The sequence below is a fragment of the Aggregatibacter aphrophilus ATCC 33389 genome, from assembly GCF_900636915.1.
GTDB classification, from domain to species: Bacteria; Pseudomonadota; Gammaproteobacteria; order Enterobacterales; family Pasteurellaceae; genus Aggregatibacter; species Aggregatibacter aphrophilus.
Map to the genome: position 1 here is coordinate 1719852 of NZ_LR134327.1, position 18603 is coordinate 1738454.

General features: G+C 40.7%; 12 protein-coding genes, 3 pseudogenes and 1 riboswitch. Of the genes and pseudogenes, 8 read left to right on the top strand and 7 right to left on the bottom strand.

The annotated features are described in order from the left end of the window. Positions 1-18 precede the first annotated feature (18 nt). From ftsH to EL144_RS08355, 4 genes are all read right to left on the bottom strand, one after another. Positions 19-1959: an ATP-dependent zinc metalloprotease FtsH gene (ftsH, locus tag EL144_RS08340; protein WP_005703270.1), complete on the bottom strand. Its 1941-nt coding sequence runs from the start codon at positions 1957-1959 to the stop codon at positions 19-21. A gap of 113 nt (positions 1960-2072) precedes the next feature. Further along, positions 2073-2702, bottom strand: coding sequence for a 23S rRNA (uridine(2552)-2'-O)-methyltransferase RlmE (gene rlmE / locus EL144_RS08345; protein ID WP_005700586.1), 630 nt, complete (start codon positions 2700-2702; stop codon positions 2073-2075). 163 nt (positions 2703-2865) lie between these two features. Further along, positions 2866-3702, bottom strand: a complete 837-nt coding sequence (gene purU / locus EL144_RS08350) for a formyltetrahydrofolate deformylase (RefSeq protein ID WP_005700590.1) — start codon at positions 3700-3702, stop codon at positions 2866-2868. Positions 3703-3772: 70 nt separating this feature from the next. Further along, entirely contained in the window at positions 3773-4171 is a 399-nt protein-coding gene (locus EL144_RS08355) for an H-NS family histone-like protein (protein WP_005703272.1), read from the bottom strand. 166 nt (positions 4172-4337) lie between these two features. Continuing rightward, positions 4338-4512, top strand: a riboswitch (Lysine riboswitch). Between the two features lie 98 nt (positions 4513-4610). Between EL144_RS08355 and EL144_RS08360 the strand changes: the two genes are divergently transcribed. The 3 genes and pseudogenes from EL144_RS08360 to ilvN all read left to right on the top strand — a co-directional run. Then, positions 4611-6140: a Na+/H+ antiporter NhaC family protein gene (locus EL144_RS08360; RefSeq protein ID WP_032994852.1), complete on the top strand. Its 1530-nt coding sequence runs from the start codon at positions 4611-4613 to the stop codon at positions 6138-6140. Positions 6141-6572: 432 nt separating this feature from the next. After that, positions 6573-8215: pseudogene (locus EL144_RS11400) on the top strand (acetolactate synthase 3 large subunit); the annotation flags it as partial. A 10-nt stretch (positions 8216-8225) separates the two neighbouring features. Further along, positions 8226-8413, top strand: a pseudogene (ilvN, locus tag EL144_RS11290) (acetolactate synthase small subunit); the annotation flags it as partial. A 141-nt stretch (positions 8414-8554) separates the two neighbouring features. Here ilvN and EL144_RS08370 read toward each other — a convergent pair. Together EL144_RS08370 and EL144_RS08375 are read right to left on the bottom strand one after the other, a co-directional pair. Next, positions 8555-9229 (bottom strand): annotated as a pseudogene (locus tag EL144_RS08370) (ATP-binding protein); the annotation flags it as partial. Between the two features lie 556 nt (positions 9230-9785). Beyond that, positions 9786-10277, bottom strand: a complete 492-nt coding sequence (locus EL144_RS08375) for a hypothetical protein (protein WP_225791887.1) — start codon at positions 10275-10277, stop codon at positions 9786-9788. A gap of 600 nt (positions 10278-10877) precedes the next feature. Here EL144_RS08375 and cra point away from each other — a divergent pair. Further along, positions 10878-11870 carry a catabolite repressor/activator gene (cra, locus tag EL144_RS08380; protein ID WP_005703282.1) on the top strand — a complete coding sequence of 331 codons (993 nt, stop codon included), beginning with the start codon at positions 10878-10880 and terminating at the stop codon, positions 11868-11870. Here cra and EL144_RS08385 read toward each other — a convergent pair. Beyond that, positions 11848-12561 carry a SanA/YdcF family protein gene (locus EL144_RS08385; protein ID WP_005703283.1) on the bottom strand — a complete coding sequence of 238 codons (714 nt, stop codon included), beginning with the start codon at positions 12559-12561 and terminating at the stop codon, positions 11848-11850. The two genes, cra and EL144_RS08385, sit on opposite strands and share 23 nt — an antisense overlap. A 180-nt stretch (positions 12562-12741) precedes the next feature. Between EL144_RS08385 and metX the strand changes: the two genes are divergently transcribed. The 4 genes from metX to EL144_RS08405 all read left to right on the top strand — a co-directional run bounded on the left by metX (position 12742) and on the right by EL144_RS08405 (position 18517). Beyond that, entirely contained in the window at positions 12742-13845 is a 1104-nt protein-coding gene (metX, locus tag EL144_RS08390; protein WP_032994904.1) for a homoserine O-acetyltransferase MetX, read from the top strand. 326 nt (positions 13846-14171) lie between these two features. Then, a complete protein-coding gene (gene purR, locus EL144_RS08395; protein WP_032994854.1) occupies positions 14172-15170 on the top strand; it encodes an HTH-type transcriptional repressor PurR in 999 nt (332 codons plus the stop codon). Between the two features lie 284 nt (positions 15171-15454). Further along, a complete protein-coding gene (gene ppc, locus EL144_RS08400) occupies positions 15455-18094 on the top strand; it encodes a phosphoenolpyruvate carboxylase (RefSeq protein ID WP_005703286.1) in 2640 nt (879 codons plus the stop codon). A gap of 102 nt (positions 18095-18196) precedes the next feature. Next, on the top strand, positions 18197-18517 hold the full coding sequence (locus EL144_RS08405) for an HI1450 family dsDNA-mimic protein (RefSeq protein WP_005703287.1): 321 nt from the start codon (positions 18197-18199) through the stop codon (positions 18515-18517). The last annotated feature ends 86 nt before the right edge of the window (positions 18518-18603 follow it).

The following is an 18603-nucleotide window of genomic DNA, read 5'->3' on the forward strand; positions in this document are numbered from 1 at the left end:
AAGGCTTTTTAATTAGCATTATAAAGATTCGGAATCGGTATCTTTTTCAACCGCACTTTGTGTGTCTGCGGTAGACTCTGGCTCTTCTGTTTTTGGCTTTTCCGCTTTTGGTTGTTGCGGCTGCGCCTTGTTGCCATTGTCTCTCGGCACTTCCCAACCTGATGGCGGAGTCACCGGTTCACGATTCATAAGTTGCTTAATTTGCTCTTCTTCGATAGTTTCATATTTTACTAAAGCATCTTTCATGGCATGTAAAATATCCATATTATCGCTCAGAATTTGTCTTGCACGCTCATAGTTACGGTTAACAATTGCGCGAACCTCTTCGTCAATCACGTGAGCCGTTTCATCGGACATATGTTTTGCTTTCGCCATTGAACGACCGAGGAAAACTTCACCATCATCTTCTGTATAAAGAATTGGACCGAGTTTATCGGAGAACCCCCATTGGGTGACCATATTGCGCGCAATATTGGTTGCCACTTTAATATCGTTAGATGCACCGGTCGAAATATTTTCTTCGCCATAAATTAAATCTTCTGCTAAACGACCTGCATACAATGTGGAAAGTTTACTTTCCAATTGTTTTTGGCTGATACTCACTTGGTCTCCTTCCGGCAGGAAGAAGGTTACCCCTAGGGCACGTCCGCGTGGAATGATAGTCACTTTATGCACAGGATCATGTTCCGGTACTAAATAACCAACGATAGCATGACCCGCTTCGTGATACGCAGTGGACTCTTTTTGCTTATCCGTCATGATCATGGTGCGACGTTCAGGCCCCATGTTGATTTTGTCTTTGGCTTTTTCAAACTCAACCATCGTAACGATACGTTTATTGGTACGTGCAGCAAATAACGCCGCCTCATTCACCAAGTTTGCCAAATCTGCACCTGAATAGCCTGGCGTACCACGCGCAAGCGTCATTGCATCAACATCCAGCCCAACAGGTACTTTTCGCATGTGAACTTTAAGAATTTGCTCACGACCTTTCACATCAGGCAATCCAACCACAACTTGACGGTCGAAACGCCCCGGGCGGGTTAACGCAGGGTCTAAAACATCTGGACGGTTAGTTGCAGCAATCACGATAACGCCTTCATTACCTTCAAATCCATCCATTTCAACCAACATTTGGTTTAAGGTTTGCTCGCGTTCATCATGACCACCACCAAGCCCAGCACCACGTTGGCGACCGACGGCATCGATTTCATCGATAAAAATCAAACAAGGCGCATTTTTCTTAGCTTGTTCAAACATATCACGCACACGGGATGCCCCTACCCCAACAAACATTTCTACGAAATCAGAACCGGAAATAGTAAAGAAAGGCACTTTTGCTTCCCCGGCAATGGCTTTCGCCAATAAGGTTTTACCCGTACCCGGAGGGCCAACCATTAAAATCCCTTTTGGAATTTTACCGCCAAGATTTTGGAATTTTTTTGGCTCACGTAAGAAATCAACAATTTCAGCGACTTCTTCTTTTGCTTCATCACAACCGGCTACATCTGCAAAAGTGGTTTTTATCTGTTCTTGTGTCATCATGCGAGCACGACTTTTACCAAAGCTCATAGTTTTACCACCACCGCCTTGCATCTGACGCATGAAGAAAACCCAAACTCCGATTAATAACAACATCGGGAACCAAGAAATCAGAATTTGAGATAACAATCCTCTTCTTTCTGGCGGGGTGCCTTCAACTTTTACTTTTTTCTTCAATAAGTCATTCAAAAGATCTTTATCTTCCAATGGAATAACTGTTGTATATTTAGCGCCGTCGGCTTTGGTGACTAAAATTTCATTGTCTTCAAATTTAGCCTGACGTACCTGATTATTTTCAACATCTGAAATAAACGTTGTATAGTCCGTTATTCCCCCGCTAGAAGCGGCATTAAAACTTTGATATGCAGTCATCATCACAACTGCAACAACCACCCAAAGAATTAAATTTTTTACCATGTCGTTCAAGGCATTACCCCATTCATAAAGTTAACAAAATGTCGCAAGGTTACTATATTTGTTACTAAAGTTAAAGTTATCAAATTAATTAGTTTTATTGCTAACCTATTTAACTAAAGCTTATATCCACTTGCTACGATATAGACTTCCCGAGAACGATCTCGAGAGGCTTCAGGTTTCCGAACTTTCACCACACTAAACAGAGAACGAATCTCTTTTAAGTATTCATCAAAACCTTCACCCTGAAAAACTTTTACTACAAAACTTCCTTTATTGGCGAGAACTTGTTTACACATATCCAGTGCTAATTCCACCAAATACATTGCTCGTGGGATATCTACCGACGGCATTCCACTGAAATTCGGCGCCATATCAGACATCACAACATCCACTTTATCTTCGCCCACACGTTCCAATAAGGTATTCAACACATTTTCATCACGAAAATCACCTTGTAGAAAGTCCACACCAACAATAGGATCCATTTCCAAAATATCACAAGCGATAACCCGTCCATTACGACCTATTTGACTCACTACATATTGTGACCATCCCCCAGGAGCGGCACCGAGATCCACTACGGTCATACCAGGTTTAAATAAACGATCAGTTTGTTGGATTTCATCAAGTTTAAAATATGCACGGGAACGCAGTTTTTGTTTATGCGCTTTTTGTACAAAAGGATCTTTAAAGTGTTCGTTTAACCAGCGACTAGAACTCGCCGAGCGTTTTTTTTTGCCCATAACCTGTCTTGTATTTTGCAATGTCGTTGTATATGAAGGCAGAAGCTTTACTTTTCAAGCTTCAAACCATAATTAATAAAAAAATCCACCTCTCCTCGATTTTTGACAGACAGAAAGGTGGCTTAAATCAGAAAGGTGCTTATTGTAGCAACTAAAGTGCGGTCTATAAAACGATCGTTTTATTTTTATAAACAAAAATCCGATCGTGCAACGCTAAATCTAAGGCGCGGCTTAATACTGTTTTTTCCACATCACGCCCTGCTTTCATCATAGCTTCGGCACTGTAAGTATGATCGATATTAATCACATTTTGCATAATAATCGGACCTTGATCCAACTCATTATTAATAAAATGTGCCGTTGCTCCAATAATCTTAACGCCACGTTCATATGCCTGTTGATAAGGTTTAGCGCCAATAAAAGCCGGTAAGAATGAGTGGTGAATATTGATAACCCGGTTAGGATAGCGTGCCACAAATTTTGGATTCAGCACACGCATATACTTCGCAAGGACAATGTAATCCGGTGCGAATTCATCAATTTTTTCTGCCAATAATTGATCATGCTGCTCACGGGTTAAATCTTGATGACTAATACAAAAGAATGGGATATCGAAACGTTCTGTTAAACTACGTAACACATCATGGTTACCAATCACTGCAGCGATTTCTACATCTAAACCACCATAGTAATTTTTCATTAAAATATCACCTAAACAATGCGCTTCCTTGGTGACTAAAATAACAATCCGTTTACGTTTTGCACTAATTAATCGGCAGTTTGTTTTTTCCGGTAGGCTAAAATTTAAATCCGTCAATAATGTTTCTTCATTAAAAATGCCTTGTAGTTCCGTACGCATAAAAAAATGTTTAGTTTCAAAATCAACGAATTCATTATTATGAATAATATTTAATTGATGCTTGTAACAAATATTTGTGATTTTAGAGATCAGACCTTTATCATCCGGACAATCAGTTAATAATATTTTATTTTCAATCATAAGTTTCTATCATCTTAATAAAAAAGAAAACCCATAAAAATGGGCTTCTTCGTGAAAATGCAATAAATGATTAAATTTCAAAAGAAGATAAGGATTTACCTTTATCTAACTGCACTTGAATTGCTTTTGGTGTTCTGCCTTGACCTGTCCAAGTTTTAGTCACACCATTTTCATCAACATATTGGTATTTAGCTGGGCGAGATTCTCTCTTTTTACGAACAACATTAGAACCTAAAATTTCGGCTAATTCGTCTGTAGTGATGCCTTCTTGTTTTAACAATTCTTTATATTTGGCAATACGTTCCTGACGATCATTTTCTTCTTGTTGAGCTTTTAATAACTCTTCTTTTTTCTCAGCCACAACCAACTGAATTTTTTCTAAAATACTTTCCAATTGTTCTAATGCTAAGTCACGAGCAATTACACGTAAACTACGAATATTGGTTAAAACTTTTAACACATCAGTCATTAATTTCTCTCCTCTCTATATATACATTAATTAACACAAACATATGCTATCATAAACAAATTATGGAGCAACGTAAATATGATTTACTATGTCATAAAACAATTTGCAAATTTATAGACAATAATTATTGGCATTAGTACTTTTTTATTGTAGTCTTATGCCATCCTACGTATGTAGAGGTGCAAATGTTATAAGTATATTTTCCGAGTGGATAACGGTGAAGAAAATGGAAAGGAACATTTGCCGAAATCGATTAAAAGTCATTTTAATCGGTTGGTGGCGTCTTCGAAAGAACCGTCACTGTCATAGTATATTTACAACTATGGAGCGCTACTGGTTAGGTTAGGTCTTATTTTGCCTACCTTTTTTAAATCATTTCTAACATTATTTTAAATATTTAAAGTCAGTGGTTCTCCCTTAATTTAGGTAGAACAACATTATGGAACTCATAAACTATTCGACATCAACTTGGTCAATACTGCCTCCGGTACTTGCCTTATTACTTGCTATTGTGACGCGTAAAGTATTACTTTCTTTAAGTATCGGTATTCTGGTCGGAGCGGTCATGCTGGCTAATTTTAATCCGCTTAATACCCTCATCTATTTAAAAAATAACATCTCATCCCTATTCGTAAAAGATGACGGATTAAATACCAATAATATAAATATCCTGATTTTCTTATTATTGCTCGGCATTTTAACCGCACTTTTAAGCATGTCTGGGAGTAACCGCGCTTTTGCCGAATGGGCACAAAAACATATTAAAGGTCGTCGAGGTGCTAAATTAGTTGCGGCTTCTTTAGTATTTATCACCTTTATTGATGATTATTTCCACAGCTTAGCCGTAGGCGCCATTGCCCGTCCTATTACCGATAAATTCAAAGTCTCCCGAGCTAAACTAGCCTATATTTTAGACTCCACCGCAGCGCCGATGTGTGTGTTAATGCCGGTATCCAGCTGGGGAGCTTACATCATCACCTTAATTGCAGGCTTATTAGCTACCTATTCCATCACCGGATATTCACCTATTGGCGCTTTCATGGCAATGAGTGCAATGAACTATTACGCTATTTTCTCTATTTTTATGGTGTTTTTCGTGGCCTATTTTTCTTTTGATATCGGTTCCATGGCAAGACATGAAAAACTGGCTTTAGAAGCAAATAATACAGAAGAAAAACTCTCCGGCGTTAACGGCCATGTGCGTAATCTCGTGTTACCTATTTTAACGCTTATCATTGTCACCGTTTCTGCCATGATGTATACCGGTAACGAAGCCTTGGCCGCCGATGGCAAACCATTTAGTGTATTAGGCGCATTTGAAAATACTACCGTAGGTATCTCCCTTGTTGCCGGCGGTTTAAGTGCGGTCATTATGGCGTCTATTTGTATTGCGGCAGATCGTCTAGTTAGCGGTCAAGAATATATCAAAGGTTGGTTACTCGGCATGAAATCCATGCTTGGCGCTATTTTAATTTTATTCTTCGCATGGACGATTAATAATGTGGTCAGTGACGTACAAACCGGGACATATTTGGCGTCTCTAGTTTCCGACACGTTACCATTGGCTTTATTACCTGCATTACTCTTTATCTTGGCTGCGATCATGGCCTTTTCCACAGGAACCAGTTGGGGAACATTCGGCATTATGTTGCCAATTGCTGCTGCCATTGCCGCTCACGCAGCAGCAGGCTCCGTAGAACTTATGTTGCCATGTTTATCTGCCGTTATGGCGGGTGCAGTATGTGGTGACCACTGCTCACCAGTGTCTGACACCACTATCTTATCTTCTACCGGTGCGAAATGTGACCATATGGATCATGTAACGTCACAATTGCCTTATGCCATAATGGTTGCTACCGCAAGTATCGCGGGCTATATCACTGTTGGCCTAACGTACTCCGGTATCTTAGGATTTATTATCACCGGCGTAGTTTTAGCCATATTAGTGCTTATCTTTAAGAAACGCTAAATTGTGATCTGACGCACAAAAATTAAATTCAAACGATTATTTTGTATATTTTATAAAATGCGATATAAAGTCGCATTTTTATATTTAAAGATTAATTTTTATTTATTAAATATCGTTTAAATTTATTTTGCAAAATTTTATGTTTAAAAATTACTTAAAATATGCATTTTATCAATAGATAAACAAAATATTTTCCGTTAAAACTACTACATAGTGAATCACAAATACAAAGTTCACGCTGCTGGAATAGCACACCATCTATATAAAGTGCAGTCAAAAAATTAAATGCTTTTTCAACGTTGACTTCATCAATGTCCCCTTAGGGTAAATAAGTAAGCAAGTGGGTCTATAATTTTTTAACATTTCAAATAATCGCAATGGCAATTTACGGCTAATCAAGAGGTAAAAATGAAGAAATTATAGGGTGCAGAAATGGTTGTGCAATCCTTGCGCGATCAGGGGGTTGAGTTTTTATTCTGCTACCCGAGTGGGTCGGTTTTAGACATTTATGATGCCATTCATACCCTAGGTGGTATTGAACATATTTTAGTACGTCACGAACAAGCGGCAGTTCATATGGCTGACAGTTATGCTCGTGCCACAGGCAAAGTTGGCTGTGTTCTAGTCACATCCGGCCCGGGGGCCACCAATACCATTACCGGTATTGCCACCGCGTATGCGGATTCCATTCCTTTAGTGGTGCTTTCCGGTCAAGTACCTTCCGGCTTAATCGGCAGTGACGCTTTCCAAGAATACAACATGATAGGAATTTCCCGTCCGGTAGTAAAACATAGCTTTTTAGTAAAAGATCCGAAAGACATTCCAACTATTATCAAAAAAGCCTTTTATATCGCTTCTACCGGTCGTCCCGGTCCTGTGGTGATTGACTTGCCGAAAGATGTCGTTAATCCATTAAACAAATTTGCCTACACCTATCCAGAAGACGTGACATTACGTTCCTACAATCCGACGGTGCAGGGGCACAAAGGGCAAATTAAACGCGCTTTAAAGGCCTTATTAGTAGCAAAAAACCGGTGCTTTTCGTGGGCGGTGGTATGATTTCAGCCAACTGTCACGATGCTTTGGCCCAGTTTGCGAAATAGTTAAATTTGCCGGTAACCTCTTCCCTCATGGGTTTAGGCGCCTTTCCGGGCACAGATAAACAATTCCTCGGTATGCTTGGTATGCACGGTACTTATGAAGCTAACACCGCAATGCATAACAGTGACTTGATTTTAGGTATCGGCGTTCGCTTTGATGATCGCACGATCAATGATCTCGCCAAATATTGCCCACATGCCAAAGTGATTCATATGGATGTAGATCCAACCTCCATTTCCAAAACCGTACCGGTTGACATTCCGATTGTAGGCAGTGCAGAAAGCGTATAGATGAATTTTTATCGTTATTGGAAGATGAAAACCTTGCGAAGTCCCAATCTGATTTAACCGATTAGTGGAAAGAAATCGAACAATGGAAAGCAGAAAAATGCCTAAATTTCGATCGTAACAGTGGCGTTATTAAACCACAGCAAGTGCTTGAAACGATTTATCGCCCAACCAAGGGTAATGCCTATGTGGCATCTGATGTAGGACAACACCAAATGCTTGCTGCATTACACTACCCGTTCGACAAACCACATCGTTGGATCAACTCCGGTGGGCTCGGCATCATAGGCTTCGGTTTACCTGCTGCACTTGGCGTAAAACTTGCCACTCCGAAAGCAACAGTTGTTTGTATTACCTGTGGCGGTAGTATTCAAATGAACATTCAAGGGCTTTCCACCGACCGCTAAACAGTATGATATTCCTGTGGTCGTCATTTGTTTAAATAACCATTTCCTCGGCATAGTGAAACAATGGCAGGATTTGATTTACTCCGGTCGCCATTCGCAAACTTACATGAACTCGCTGCCGAATTTCGTGAAATTAGCGTAAGCCTACGATCATGTGGATATTCAAATCGCCAAACCGGAAGAACTGGAAGAAAAACTCAAACAAGCGTTCAGCATTAAAAATAAACTAGTATTTGTTGACGTCAACGTCGATGCCAACGAACACGTTTACCCAATACAAGGCGCAGCGCGAACGTTTGACGGATATTTTCCGTGCGCAAATTGTGGATGTCACCACGAAGTCTTACATTATCCAACTCACCAGCACCAAAGACAAACTGGACGCCTTTGTAAACACGCTAAAGAAGAAGCTGTTTTGATTGAAATCGTCCGTTCCGGTTTGGTGAGCTTACCACGTGGAAAAAAGGGTTATTTATAGTCAATAAATAAAAACAAAGTGCGGTCAAAATTTACAACGAATTTTGACCGCACTTTTATGACTAAACAGGGAAGAAATTACGGTTGCTTAGCCTGTCGAAGCAGAATAATTTATACTCCCCCCAAAAATTCTCACCGCACTTTATTCCGCTAGGTTTTCACCACTGCCTTCATGTAATCCCTGCAAGGTATACACCTCACAGTGATCGAAGCTTTTCACGCCCTCCACCAAAGCTTCCGCACCGGCAAGGGTTGTTTGGGTGAACACTTTACATTGCAACACGCCGGCACGAATGGAATGGCTATCCGCGATACTCTCCGCTTGGCTACCTACGGTATTGATCACAATAGCAATTTCGCCATTTTTAATGGCGTCCACAATATGCGGGCGACCTTCGCGTACTTTGTTGACGATTTGCGTCACAATGCCGTTGAGTAGCGCATAAACCGTAGCCTTCTTTCTGTAAACGCCGCGCCACCGGCAATAAGCGGGCTTTGTCGCTGTCGTCCACGGACAAAAACACTTTACCCTTTTTCGGAATGCGTTCGCCGGCGTCCAATTCGGCTTTTAAGAAGGCTTCTGAGAAGGTTTTGCCCACGCCCATCACCACACCACCTCGCGCATATAACGGTTTAGTTCTTCATCGTTATACACGATTTGCATAGCTCGACCGCCCAATACATAAGACGGGCGCACCACCAACGGATAGCCCACTTCATTTGCCAACGCCACCGCTTCCTGTACATTACGTGCGGTGCGGTTTTCCGGTTGTTTTAAGTTGAGCTCGTGCAGAATTTGTTGGAAACGCGTGCCATCAATTAGAGCCCAACCCAATAATTAAAATCGTGTTTATGTCTGTACGTTTTGCTATTTTGTTTTCTTACTGTAAAACGATTAAAAAACTAACCGCACTCTTGGTTAATATTGCTGATAGCGCAAGCAGTCATTGAAATTTCCCAACAACTTTATCGATTAAATAAATAAAAAGCTCAATGATAAAAGTAGCAAAAACAGCAATTGCCCCAGAAACCAATAAAATTTTCCACTACTCGACATCAGCAAACATCTTGACCAAAATACAACCGCTTAGAATCCCAATAATCATCATCAAGCCGAATGTTAGCTTCTTATATTTAAGAAACAGGCTTTCCATTACACCTTGAATAATTCCACCAATAATTTCGCGAAGAATTCCAATCAAAATATCAATTATGGGTTAAATAACCTGTAAAAACGTTTTAACTTTTGACCGAACTTTGTGTTTTATTTTTTCTGCTGGCACACGTATCCTGACTAGAACCGATCATTAGTTTGTTACAGCACGTATCGGGAGACGCGCGCTATCAGTACAGTATCATTAGAATCTTAAAAACTATGGTAGCAATTTAAAAACAATTTCATAAAGAATATATCCCAATAATAACAAGCTCCATAACATGGCAAACAATCTATGAGGATACTTAGAAAGGTATTCCATAATTTCATCTATAGCCAGCATAGAGTAAATAAATATAATAAATATAATCAAATGAATTGTTATCTTTAATTTGTTAGAGGTAAAGAAAATATTTGAATCCCCATCTGAAAATAGCCTAAAAAAGAATGAAAAAACATATAGTATTGAAATTGCACAAAAAGTGGAAATAACACATGCAAAAATAACTTTTGCTAGATTTTCTATCCCTTTTTCTAAGTGAGGTTTATCTTTTTTCCAGTTATTAATAATGAGTGAACATAACGGAGCAATTATTAAAATAGAATTTAGATTAATTGTAGAAATCATCCTAAAAAAATAACTATCTTTATCAATTGGCAGAATTAGATACGGAAAAATGGTTAAGCCTAGCGGTAACACAATAAGCACTGTTATACCTAATACCCATGCACTATTTTTACAATTTATATGACATATAGTCGCCTTTATTCTAGGTAAAATGCTCTTTAAGTTTACCTTGAACGGGAAAATTTTTATCTTTTTAAACATAAATTATATTTTCATTTACTAGCACACGCTTCCCAGCATGTACTTCTAACTAATTTGCAACCATCAGCACGCGTTAGGAAACTCGGGCCATTAGTCATGCCGACAATTCATATAAAAAAACCTTTAAAAACTTACCGCACTTTTAGTTCTCGGTTCGTTTTATGAGGTGTTTTTTTATCAAACTGCTTATGTTTACCCTGTCATAATAACAAAATAAGCTTATTCTAAAATGGAATAGACTTTCCAACAAATAAAGGCCTGATGCTAAATGATTATTAATGCATTTTTGACACATAAAAATCAAACTTGCACAAGCATTTTTCTATGCCTTTCTTGCGATTTGTCATGTTTTTAATTTTTATCGTTATTATCGTCGTTAATGGAAGTGTTATAATTTCATCGGGTTTAACCCAATAAAAAAATATTATTAACTTAAGAACCAATCAAACTATCTATTTCTGACATTGATAAGGAGTTAATGTGAAATTAGATGAACTTGCAAAACTTGCGGGCGTATCCTGTACAACCGTGAGCTATGTTGTGAACGGAAAAGCCAAGCAGTATCGCGTTAGTGACAGCACTATCGAGAAGGTGGAGGCCTTAATTAAACAATATGATTTTAAACCGAATGCCATGGCAGCGAGTTTACGTGTAGGAAAAAGCAAAACCATCGGTTTAATTATTCCCGATTTTGAAAATATCAGTTATGCCAAAATCGCGAATAATTTGGAAAATCGTTTGAGAGAAAAAGGCTACCAATTATTAATTTCCTGTTCTAACGACAAAGTCCAAAACGAGCAAGACTGCGTAAAACATTTACTGCAACGTCAAATAGATGCGTTGGTTGTCTCTTCTACCCTGCCTTACAATACGGATTTTTATCAAAATATCGAGATTCCTGTGGTGGGGTTTGATCGTCGAATTATGTCGCCGAATGTGGTGAATGTATTAACCGATGACGAAGGAGACGCCTATCGCTTAAGCAACGAATTATTAAAACAAGCTGAGCAACAACGCATCCTGTTTTTCGGCGCATTGCCTGAATTACCAACCAGCCAAGAGCGTGAAAAGGGTTTCCGCAAGGCATTGGAAGGAAAAGACATTCCGGTGACGTATTTATATACGGATAAATTCCATAAAGACAATGCGGCAGCAGATTTTGCCCGTTGGTTGGATCAAAACGAACTGCCCACCACGATTTTTACAACCTCTTTCACTTTATTGGAAGGCGTGTTGTTAGTGTTATTGCAACGCCAAGGTCATGTACCGCATGATTTGATCATCGCTACTTTCGGACATTTTGAAATGTTGGAATTATTGGCAAATCCGGTGATTTGTAGTGTGCAGGATTACGATAAAGTATCCCAATCATTGTTGAATTTGGCTTTTGATGCCATGTCGAAAAAACATAAAAACACGGCGAACACGACACCGTTAATGCGTAAGACGGTTAAGTATCACTGTTCACATTAGGAATAGTAACCGGTGGGGGAAGCGGCTCCGGTTCCCCCAAAAAGTGCGGTTCTCTTTCCACCATTAAATCCCACACCGCCTGCAAACGGGCAAAAAACTCTCTCACCCGAACCAAAGAATATACTTGCGGATAATCCGCCACAAAACAAATGGCATCAATATTATGGAACTTAGCAATAAACAACGCGCGTTCGCAATGGAATTTTTGTGAAATAATCGTCAGAGAATGTGCTTTAAACACTTGGTCGGCGCGGATGACCGAATCTAATGTGCGAAATCCGGCAAAATCCAAATAAATAAATTCTTGCGGCACCCCCATTTTTTTCAGATCTTTCAGCATGGTGCGAGGCTCGTTATATTGAAGGGTGCGATTATCGCCACTTAATAATAAATAATCCACTTTTTTCGCTTCAAATAAGCGCTGTGCAGCAAGCAGACGATTGTAATAAAATAAATTCAGCGTGTTATTGGCAAAATATTTTGATGTGCCAAGCACTAAGCCATAAGGGCGATTCGGTATTTTTTCAATATCGTAATAAATATCCTTACGAACATAATAACCGATGGTTTGATCCACAATAATCAATAAAAAAGCAAAAAAAGCCACAAATATCGCCAAATAACGGATTGCCCGTTTAATTTGCAATAGGGTGAAGGCGCTTTGTAACTTTTCTTTTAAATTCAATTTCATTGATCTTTCTTATGATAAACAACTGCTGTCAAAATAATGAAAAAAGGATTGAAATTCAAGTGTAATTTATTGATTTATAGACTTCAAAACTTCCAGATGTTTAGACGTCTAAATTTTCTTGACAAGCTATAACTCAAGATGTAGTTTATGCGCTTATTATCTATAACAAAATTGCCGGCAATGACAATAAAAACCACCACCCTTTTTACCTATCAACCATTAGATCTCATCTTAGGCGGTCAGCTTGATCACATTGATGTGGCGTACCAAACCTATGGTGAGCTCAATGAGGATAAAAGCAATGTGGTACTAATTTGTCATGCGTTAACCGGCGATGCCGAGCCTTATTTTGATAAGGAAGAAAACCAAGTCGGTTGGTGGCAAAATTTTATGGGCGATGGTTTGGCGTTGGACACTTCCCGTTATTTTTTTATTTGCTCCAATGTTCTCGGCGGTTGCAAAGGCACAACAGGTCCGTCCTCTATTAACCCGAAAACCAACCGTCCTTATGGCAGTCAATTTCCGCCTGTGATCGTGCAAGATTTGGTGAAAGTACAAAAAGCACTGCTTGATACCTTGGGCATCACGCATTTACACGCCGTTATCGGCGGTTCTTTCGGTGGAATGCAAGCAACACAGTGGGCAATCAATTATCCTGATTTTGTCTCTAACGTGGTCAATCTTTGCTCATCGCTTTCCTTCAGTGCGGAAGCTATCGGTTTTAACCATGTTATGCGTCAAGCCATTATTAACGATCTGAATTTCAACAACGGCGATTACTACAATGGCCCTCGGCCCGATAAAGGTCTGTCTATTGCTCGAATGCTCGGTATGCTCACCTATCGCACCGACATACAATTAACCAAAGCCTTTGGACGCGCAACTAAGGCAGAAGGTGATTTGCAGGCGGATTATTTCCAAGTGGAGTCTTATTTAAGTTATCAAGGCCAAAAATTCCTCGCCCGTTTTGATGCCAACAGCTATTTACATTTGTTGCGCGCCTTGGATTTATACGATCCAAGTATCGGTTATGCCGATTTGAAAACCGCCCTTTCCCGCATTAAAGCCGGTTACACGTTAGTGGCAGTGGAAAATGATCAACTGTTTAAAGTACCGGAATTGCGTAAAAGCAAGCAATTATTGGAACAAAGCGGCGTGCGATTGACTTATCATGAATTTGCCTCAGATTACGGGCACGATGCATTTTTAGTGGACTATGCTTTCTTTGAAAAGAAAATTCGAGATGGGTTAGCAGGCATACCGACAGATTCGGAAGAAAATTAAACCGCACTTTGATGCCAAATTTATTCATTTCAACTCAAAGTGCGGTTTGTTTTTTTAGCGTTTTTAAACTTAAAAAATTGATGAAGCAAGGACAAGAATTAAGCCTAAAGAAAGCACAACCATCATCATTGCATAACCGAACGTACCCATTTTTTTACCTCATCTGTTATTAATTTTGCGTTAATCGTGGCGCATTTTAACAAAAAATTTACGTAAAACGCCAACCAAATCTAAAAAAGTGTGACAATTCCCAAAATTTCTGCTTTCCGCTCTTAACCAAAGCAGATTCCCTCTCTATAATAGCTAAAATTTTTATGGAGAAAATCATGGCAACCATTAAAGACGTCGCTAAAACGGCCGGTGTATCCACCACCACGGTGTCACACGTCATTAACAAAACCCGCTTTGTGGCACAAGAAACCGAAAAGTTGGTATTGCAAGCAATTAAAGATCTCAATTATTCCCCAAGTGCAGTGGCGCGTAGCTTAAAAGTCAACACCACCAAATCCATCGGTATGATTGTCACCACCAGTGAAGCACCTTATTTTGCTGAAATTATTCATGCCGTGGAAGAACATTGCTATCGCCAAGGCTATTCGCTCTTTCTCTGTAACACGCAAAACAATGCGGAAAAAATCAAAAACCATTTGGAAATGTTGGCCAAAAAACGGGTGGATGGTATTTTGGTGATGTGTTCCGAATACTTGCCGGACTCCTTAAACGTATTAACCAACTTTGAAAGCATTCCAATGGTGGTTATGGATTGGGGCCCGAATGCCCATACAGACATTATTCAAGACAACAGTTTTGATGGTGGTTATTTAGCCACTAAACATCTTATTGAAAACGGTCATAAACACATCGGCATTATCTCCGGCGAACTTACTAAAACCCCTGCAAAAACTCGCTATGAAGGCTTTCTACACGCCATGAAAGAATCCGGATTAACCGTTAATCCGGATTGGGTGATGGAAGGTTTTTTTGAGCCGGAAGACGGCTATGAATGCATGAACAAAATTTTACGCCAAACAGAATTACCTACCGCCGTATTTTGTTGCAACGACGTTATGGCATTGGGGGCGATTTCCGCTATTGGCGAGAAAGGCTTGCGCGTGCCGGATGATATTTCCATCATCGGCTATGACAATATTCACGCCTCCCGCTTCTATTCACCACCGCTTACCACTATTCACCAGTCCAAATCCCGTTTGGGCGTGCAAGCGGTCAATTTGTTATTTGAACGAATTAATCACAAATCTGAACAACGGGAAACGATCGAAATTCATCCTGAATTAGTGATTCGTAAATCAGTAAAAAAATGCTAAATCCACATAAAATCTGTGGCCATGGGTAAGTCTATTGCCCATGGTGATGAATAAACACTCTCCATCGAGAAATTAAGATCATCCCAATCCATGTTTTAATATTATTTAAACATATCTATAACATTCAAAAACTTTTTCAAAAATTACCGCGCTTTATTAAAAATAATCTACCAAATTTTATATTTATTTAAACCAATAAATTAATTATGGTTGATCTTTAACCTGATTTTTGTTTATATCTATCCTGTTTCAAGTGTTTTTATTTTTAATTTAGTGAGGTAACTATGATTCAGCAATACGCACAAATGCGACAGAACATCAGTATGTTGGGGCATTTTCTAGGTGAGACCATTTGCGATGCGCAAGGCGATGCTATTTTGCAACTCATTGAAAATATTCGGGTGTTATCAAAAAATTCACGTAATGGTGATGACCAAGCGCGTCAACAGTTGCTACACACGCTTTCGACCATCTCCGATGACAATATCATCCCCGTCGCTCGCGCTTTCAGCCAGTTCCTCAACTTAACCAATATTGCCGAGCAATATCAAACCATTTCCCGTCATCATCATGATGAAGTGTCTTCCAATCGCTCTATTGAAGCCTTATTTAAACGTCTGCAAGGTCAAAACCTAGCATCAGAAGATATCATCAAAACCGTAGAAAAACTGTTGATTGAATTGGTGCTAACCGCCCATCCAACAGAAGTAACCCGCCGTTCGTTGGTACATAAAAATGTGGAAATCAACAAATGTTTGAGCCAGTTGGAGCATTCCGATTTAACCGAAAAAGAACGCAAAGCCATTGAACGTCGCTTGTTGCAACTCATCGCCGAGGCGTGGCACACCAATGAGATTCGCACCCAACGTCCGACGCCGTTTGAAGAAGCCAAATGGGGCTTTGCCGTGATCGAAAACAGCTTGTGGCAAGCGGTGCCGGAATTTTTACGTCAGTTCAATGAAAGTGCGGTTAAATATTTAGGCATTTCATTACCGGTGGAACTGGCACCGGTTCAGTTTTCCTCTTGGATGGGCGGCGATCGCGATGGTAATCCGTTTGTCACCGCCAACGTCACCCGCCAAGTGTTACAACTTGCCCGCTGGAAAGCCGCCGATTTATTCTTAAAAGATATTCAACTGTTGGTGGATGAGCTTTCCATGCAACAATGTACTGAAGCCTTCCTTGCCAAATACGGCGATCATCCGGAGCCTTACCGCATGGTTGCCAAAACTTTACGCACCAAACTTTCCGCCACCCTCACCTACTACGATGATTTATTGGCAAACCGTCCCCCACGTGCCACCAAAGAGGACATTATCACCACAAACGAACAACTGTGGGAACCGCTGTATGATTGCTACCAATCGCTTATGGCATGCGGTATGCGGATAATCGCCAACGGATTGCTATTGGATTATTTGCGTCGCATTCGTTGCTTTGGCGTCACCCTTTCGCGGCTTGATATTCGTCAGGAAAGCACCCGCCACACCGAAGCATTGGCAGAAATCACCCGTTACATCGGCTTGGGCGATTATGCCCAATGGAGTGAGGGGGATAAACAAGCCTTTTTAATTCGAGAACTCAGTTCACGCCGACCGCTAATTCCGTTGGATTGGACACCATCAGCAGAAACACAAGAAATTTTAGATACTTGTAAAGTGATCGCAGAGCAGCCTCAAGGCTTGATTTCCTGTTACATCATTTCCATGGCACGCACCACGTCCGATGTACTTGCAGTACATTTGTTATTAAAAGAATGCGGTGTGCCTTACCATTTACCGGTAGTACCGTTGTTTGAAACCCTAGATGACTTAGATGCCAGCGAACAGGTCATGACCGAATTATTTAATATCGGTTGGTATCGTGGTGTCATTAACAACAAACAAATGGTGATGATTGGCTATTCCGACTCTGCCAAAGACGCCGGCATGATGGCTGCCTCTTGGGCGCAATATCGGGCGCAAGAAGCCTTGGTGAAATTATGTGAACAACAACACATTGAACTCACTTTATTCCATGGACGCGGTGGCACAACCGGACGTGGCGGTGCACCGGCACACGCGGCCTTGCTTTCCCAACCGCCACGCTCACTGAAAAACGGTTTACGGGTAACGGAGCAAGGGGAAATGATTCGCTTCAAACTCGGCTTACCGGCTGTTGCCGTAGAAAGTTTGGATTTATACGCCAGCGCTGTATTAGAAGCCAACTTATTGCCACCGCCGGAACCGAAAACGGAATGGCGGGAGATTATGGACGAGCTGTCCGATTCTTCTTGCGCTATTTATCGAAATATCGTCCGAGGTGATAAAGATTTCGTACCGTATTTTCGCTCAGCCACCCCGGAACAGGAACTGGCAAAATTGCCTCTCGGTTCCCGTCCGGCAAAACGCAATCCTCATGGTGGGGTTGAAAGCCTGCGTGCCATTCCATGGATTTTCGCGTGGATGCAAAATCGCCTTATGCTACCAAGTTGGCTCGGCGCCGGTGCCTCCGTACAAGAAGCCATTAAACAAGGCAAACTGGCATTAATTGAAGAAATGTGCCAACACTGGCCGTTCTTCTCCACTCGGATTGGTATGCTGGAAATGGTGTTTAGTAAAACGGATATGTGGTTGTCGGAACATTACGATCAGCATTTGGTGAAACCGGAACTGTGGTATTTGGGCGAATCCTTACGGAAGCAGCTACAAGACGACATTAAAACCATTTTGTCGCTTTCCCATAAAGATCAGCTGATGTCTAACCTGCCTTGGATCGCCGAATCCATTGCTTTGCGTAACGTTTACACCGATCCGCTGAATTTATTGCAAGTGGAACTGCTACGTCGCCTACGCGCCCAACCAAACAACCCGAATCCCGATGTGGAACAGGCGCTGATGATTACCATCACCGGTATCGCGGCAGGAATGCGCAATACCGGCTAGACAGAAAAGAAAGTGCTGTCATAAAAAACGTTATTTTTTCCGACCGCACTTTTCTCCGATTATGCTATGATGTGCGCCAAATTTAACTGACGGAATAAACACATGAGCGAACTCACCAAACTGGATCCCGATACGGCCATTGATATTGCTTACGATATTTTTCTTGAAATGGCACCGGAAAATCTCGACCCGGCCGATATTTTGTTGTTCAACCTGCAATTTGAAGAACGCGGTGCCGTGGAATTTGTAGAAACCGCCAACAACTGGGAAGAAGAAATCGGCGTGTTAATCGATCCGGAAGAATATGCGGAAGTCTGGATTGGCTTGGTAAACGAACAAGATGAAATGGACGAGGTGTTCGCCAAATTCCTCATTTCCCACCGCGAAGAAGATCGCCAGTATCACATCATTTGGAAAGAATAAAACGACAAGTGCGGTCAAAAAATCCATCAAATTTTTTGACCGCACTTTTATGCTTCCAATATCTCACCTAAGCGATAACCATCGCT

Excerpts from the sequence above, each read along its gene's own strand:
- ftsH (WP_005703270.1), bottom strand. The coding sequence starts at position 1,959 with ATGGTAAAAAATTTAATTCTTTGGGTGGTTGTTGCAGTTGTGATGATG.
- rlmE (WP_005700586.1), bottom strand. The coding sequence starts at position 2,702 with ATGGGCAAAAAAAAACGCTCGGCGAGTTCTAGTCGCTGGTTAAACGAA.
- purU (WP_005700590.1), bottom strand. The coding sequence starts at position 3,702 with ATGATTGAAAATAAAATATTATTAACTGATTGTCCGGATGATAAAGGT.
- EL144_RS08355 (WP_005703272.1), bottom strand. The coding sequence starts at position 4,171 with ATGACTGATGTGTTAAAAGTTTTAACCAATATTCGTAGTTTACGTGTA.
- EL144_RS08360 (WP_032994852.1), top strand. The coding sequence starts at position 4,611 with ATGGAACTCATAAACTATTCGACATCAACTTGGTCAATACTGCCTCCG.
- EL144_RS08385 (WP_005703283.1), bottom strand. The coding sequence starts at position 12,561 with ATGAAATTGAATTTAAAAGAAAAGTTACAAAGCGCCTTCACCCTATTG.
- metX (WP_032994904.1), top strand. The coding sequence starts at position 12,742 with ATGACAATAAAAACCACCACCCTTTTTACCTATCAACCATTAGATCTC.
- purR (WP_032994854.1), top strand. The coding sequence starts at position 14,172 with ATGGCAACCATTAAAGACGTCGCTAAAACGGCCGGTGTATCCACCACC.
- ppc (WP_005703286.1), top strand. The coding sequence starts at position 15,455 with ATGATTCAGCAATACGCACAAATGCGACAGAACATCAGTATGTTGGGG.
- EL144_RS08405 (WP_005703287.1), top strand. The coding sequence starts at position 18,197 with ATGAGCGAACTCACCAAACTGGATCCCGATACGGCCATTGATATTGCT.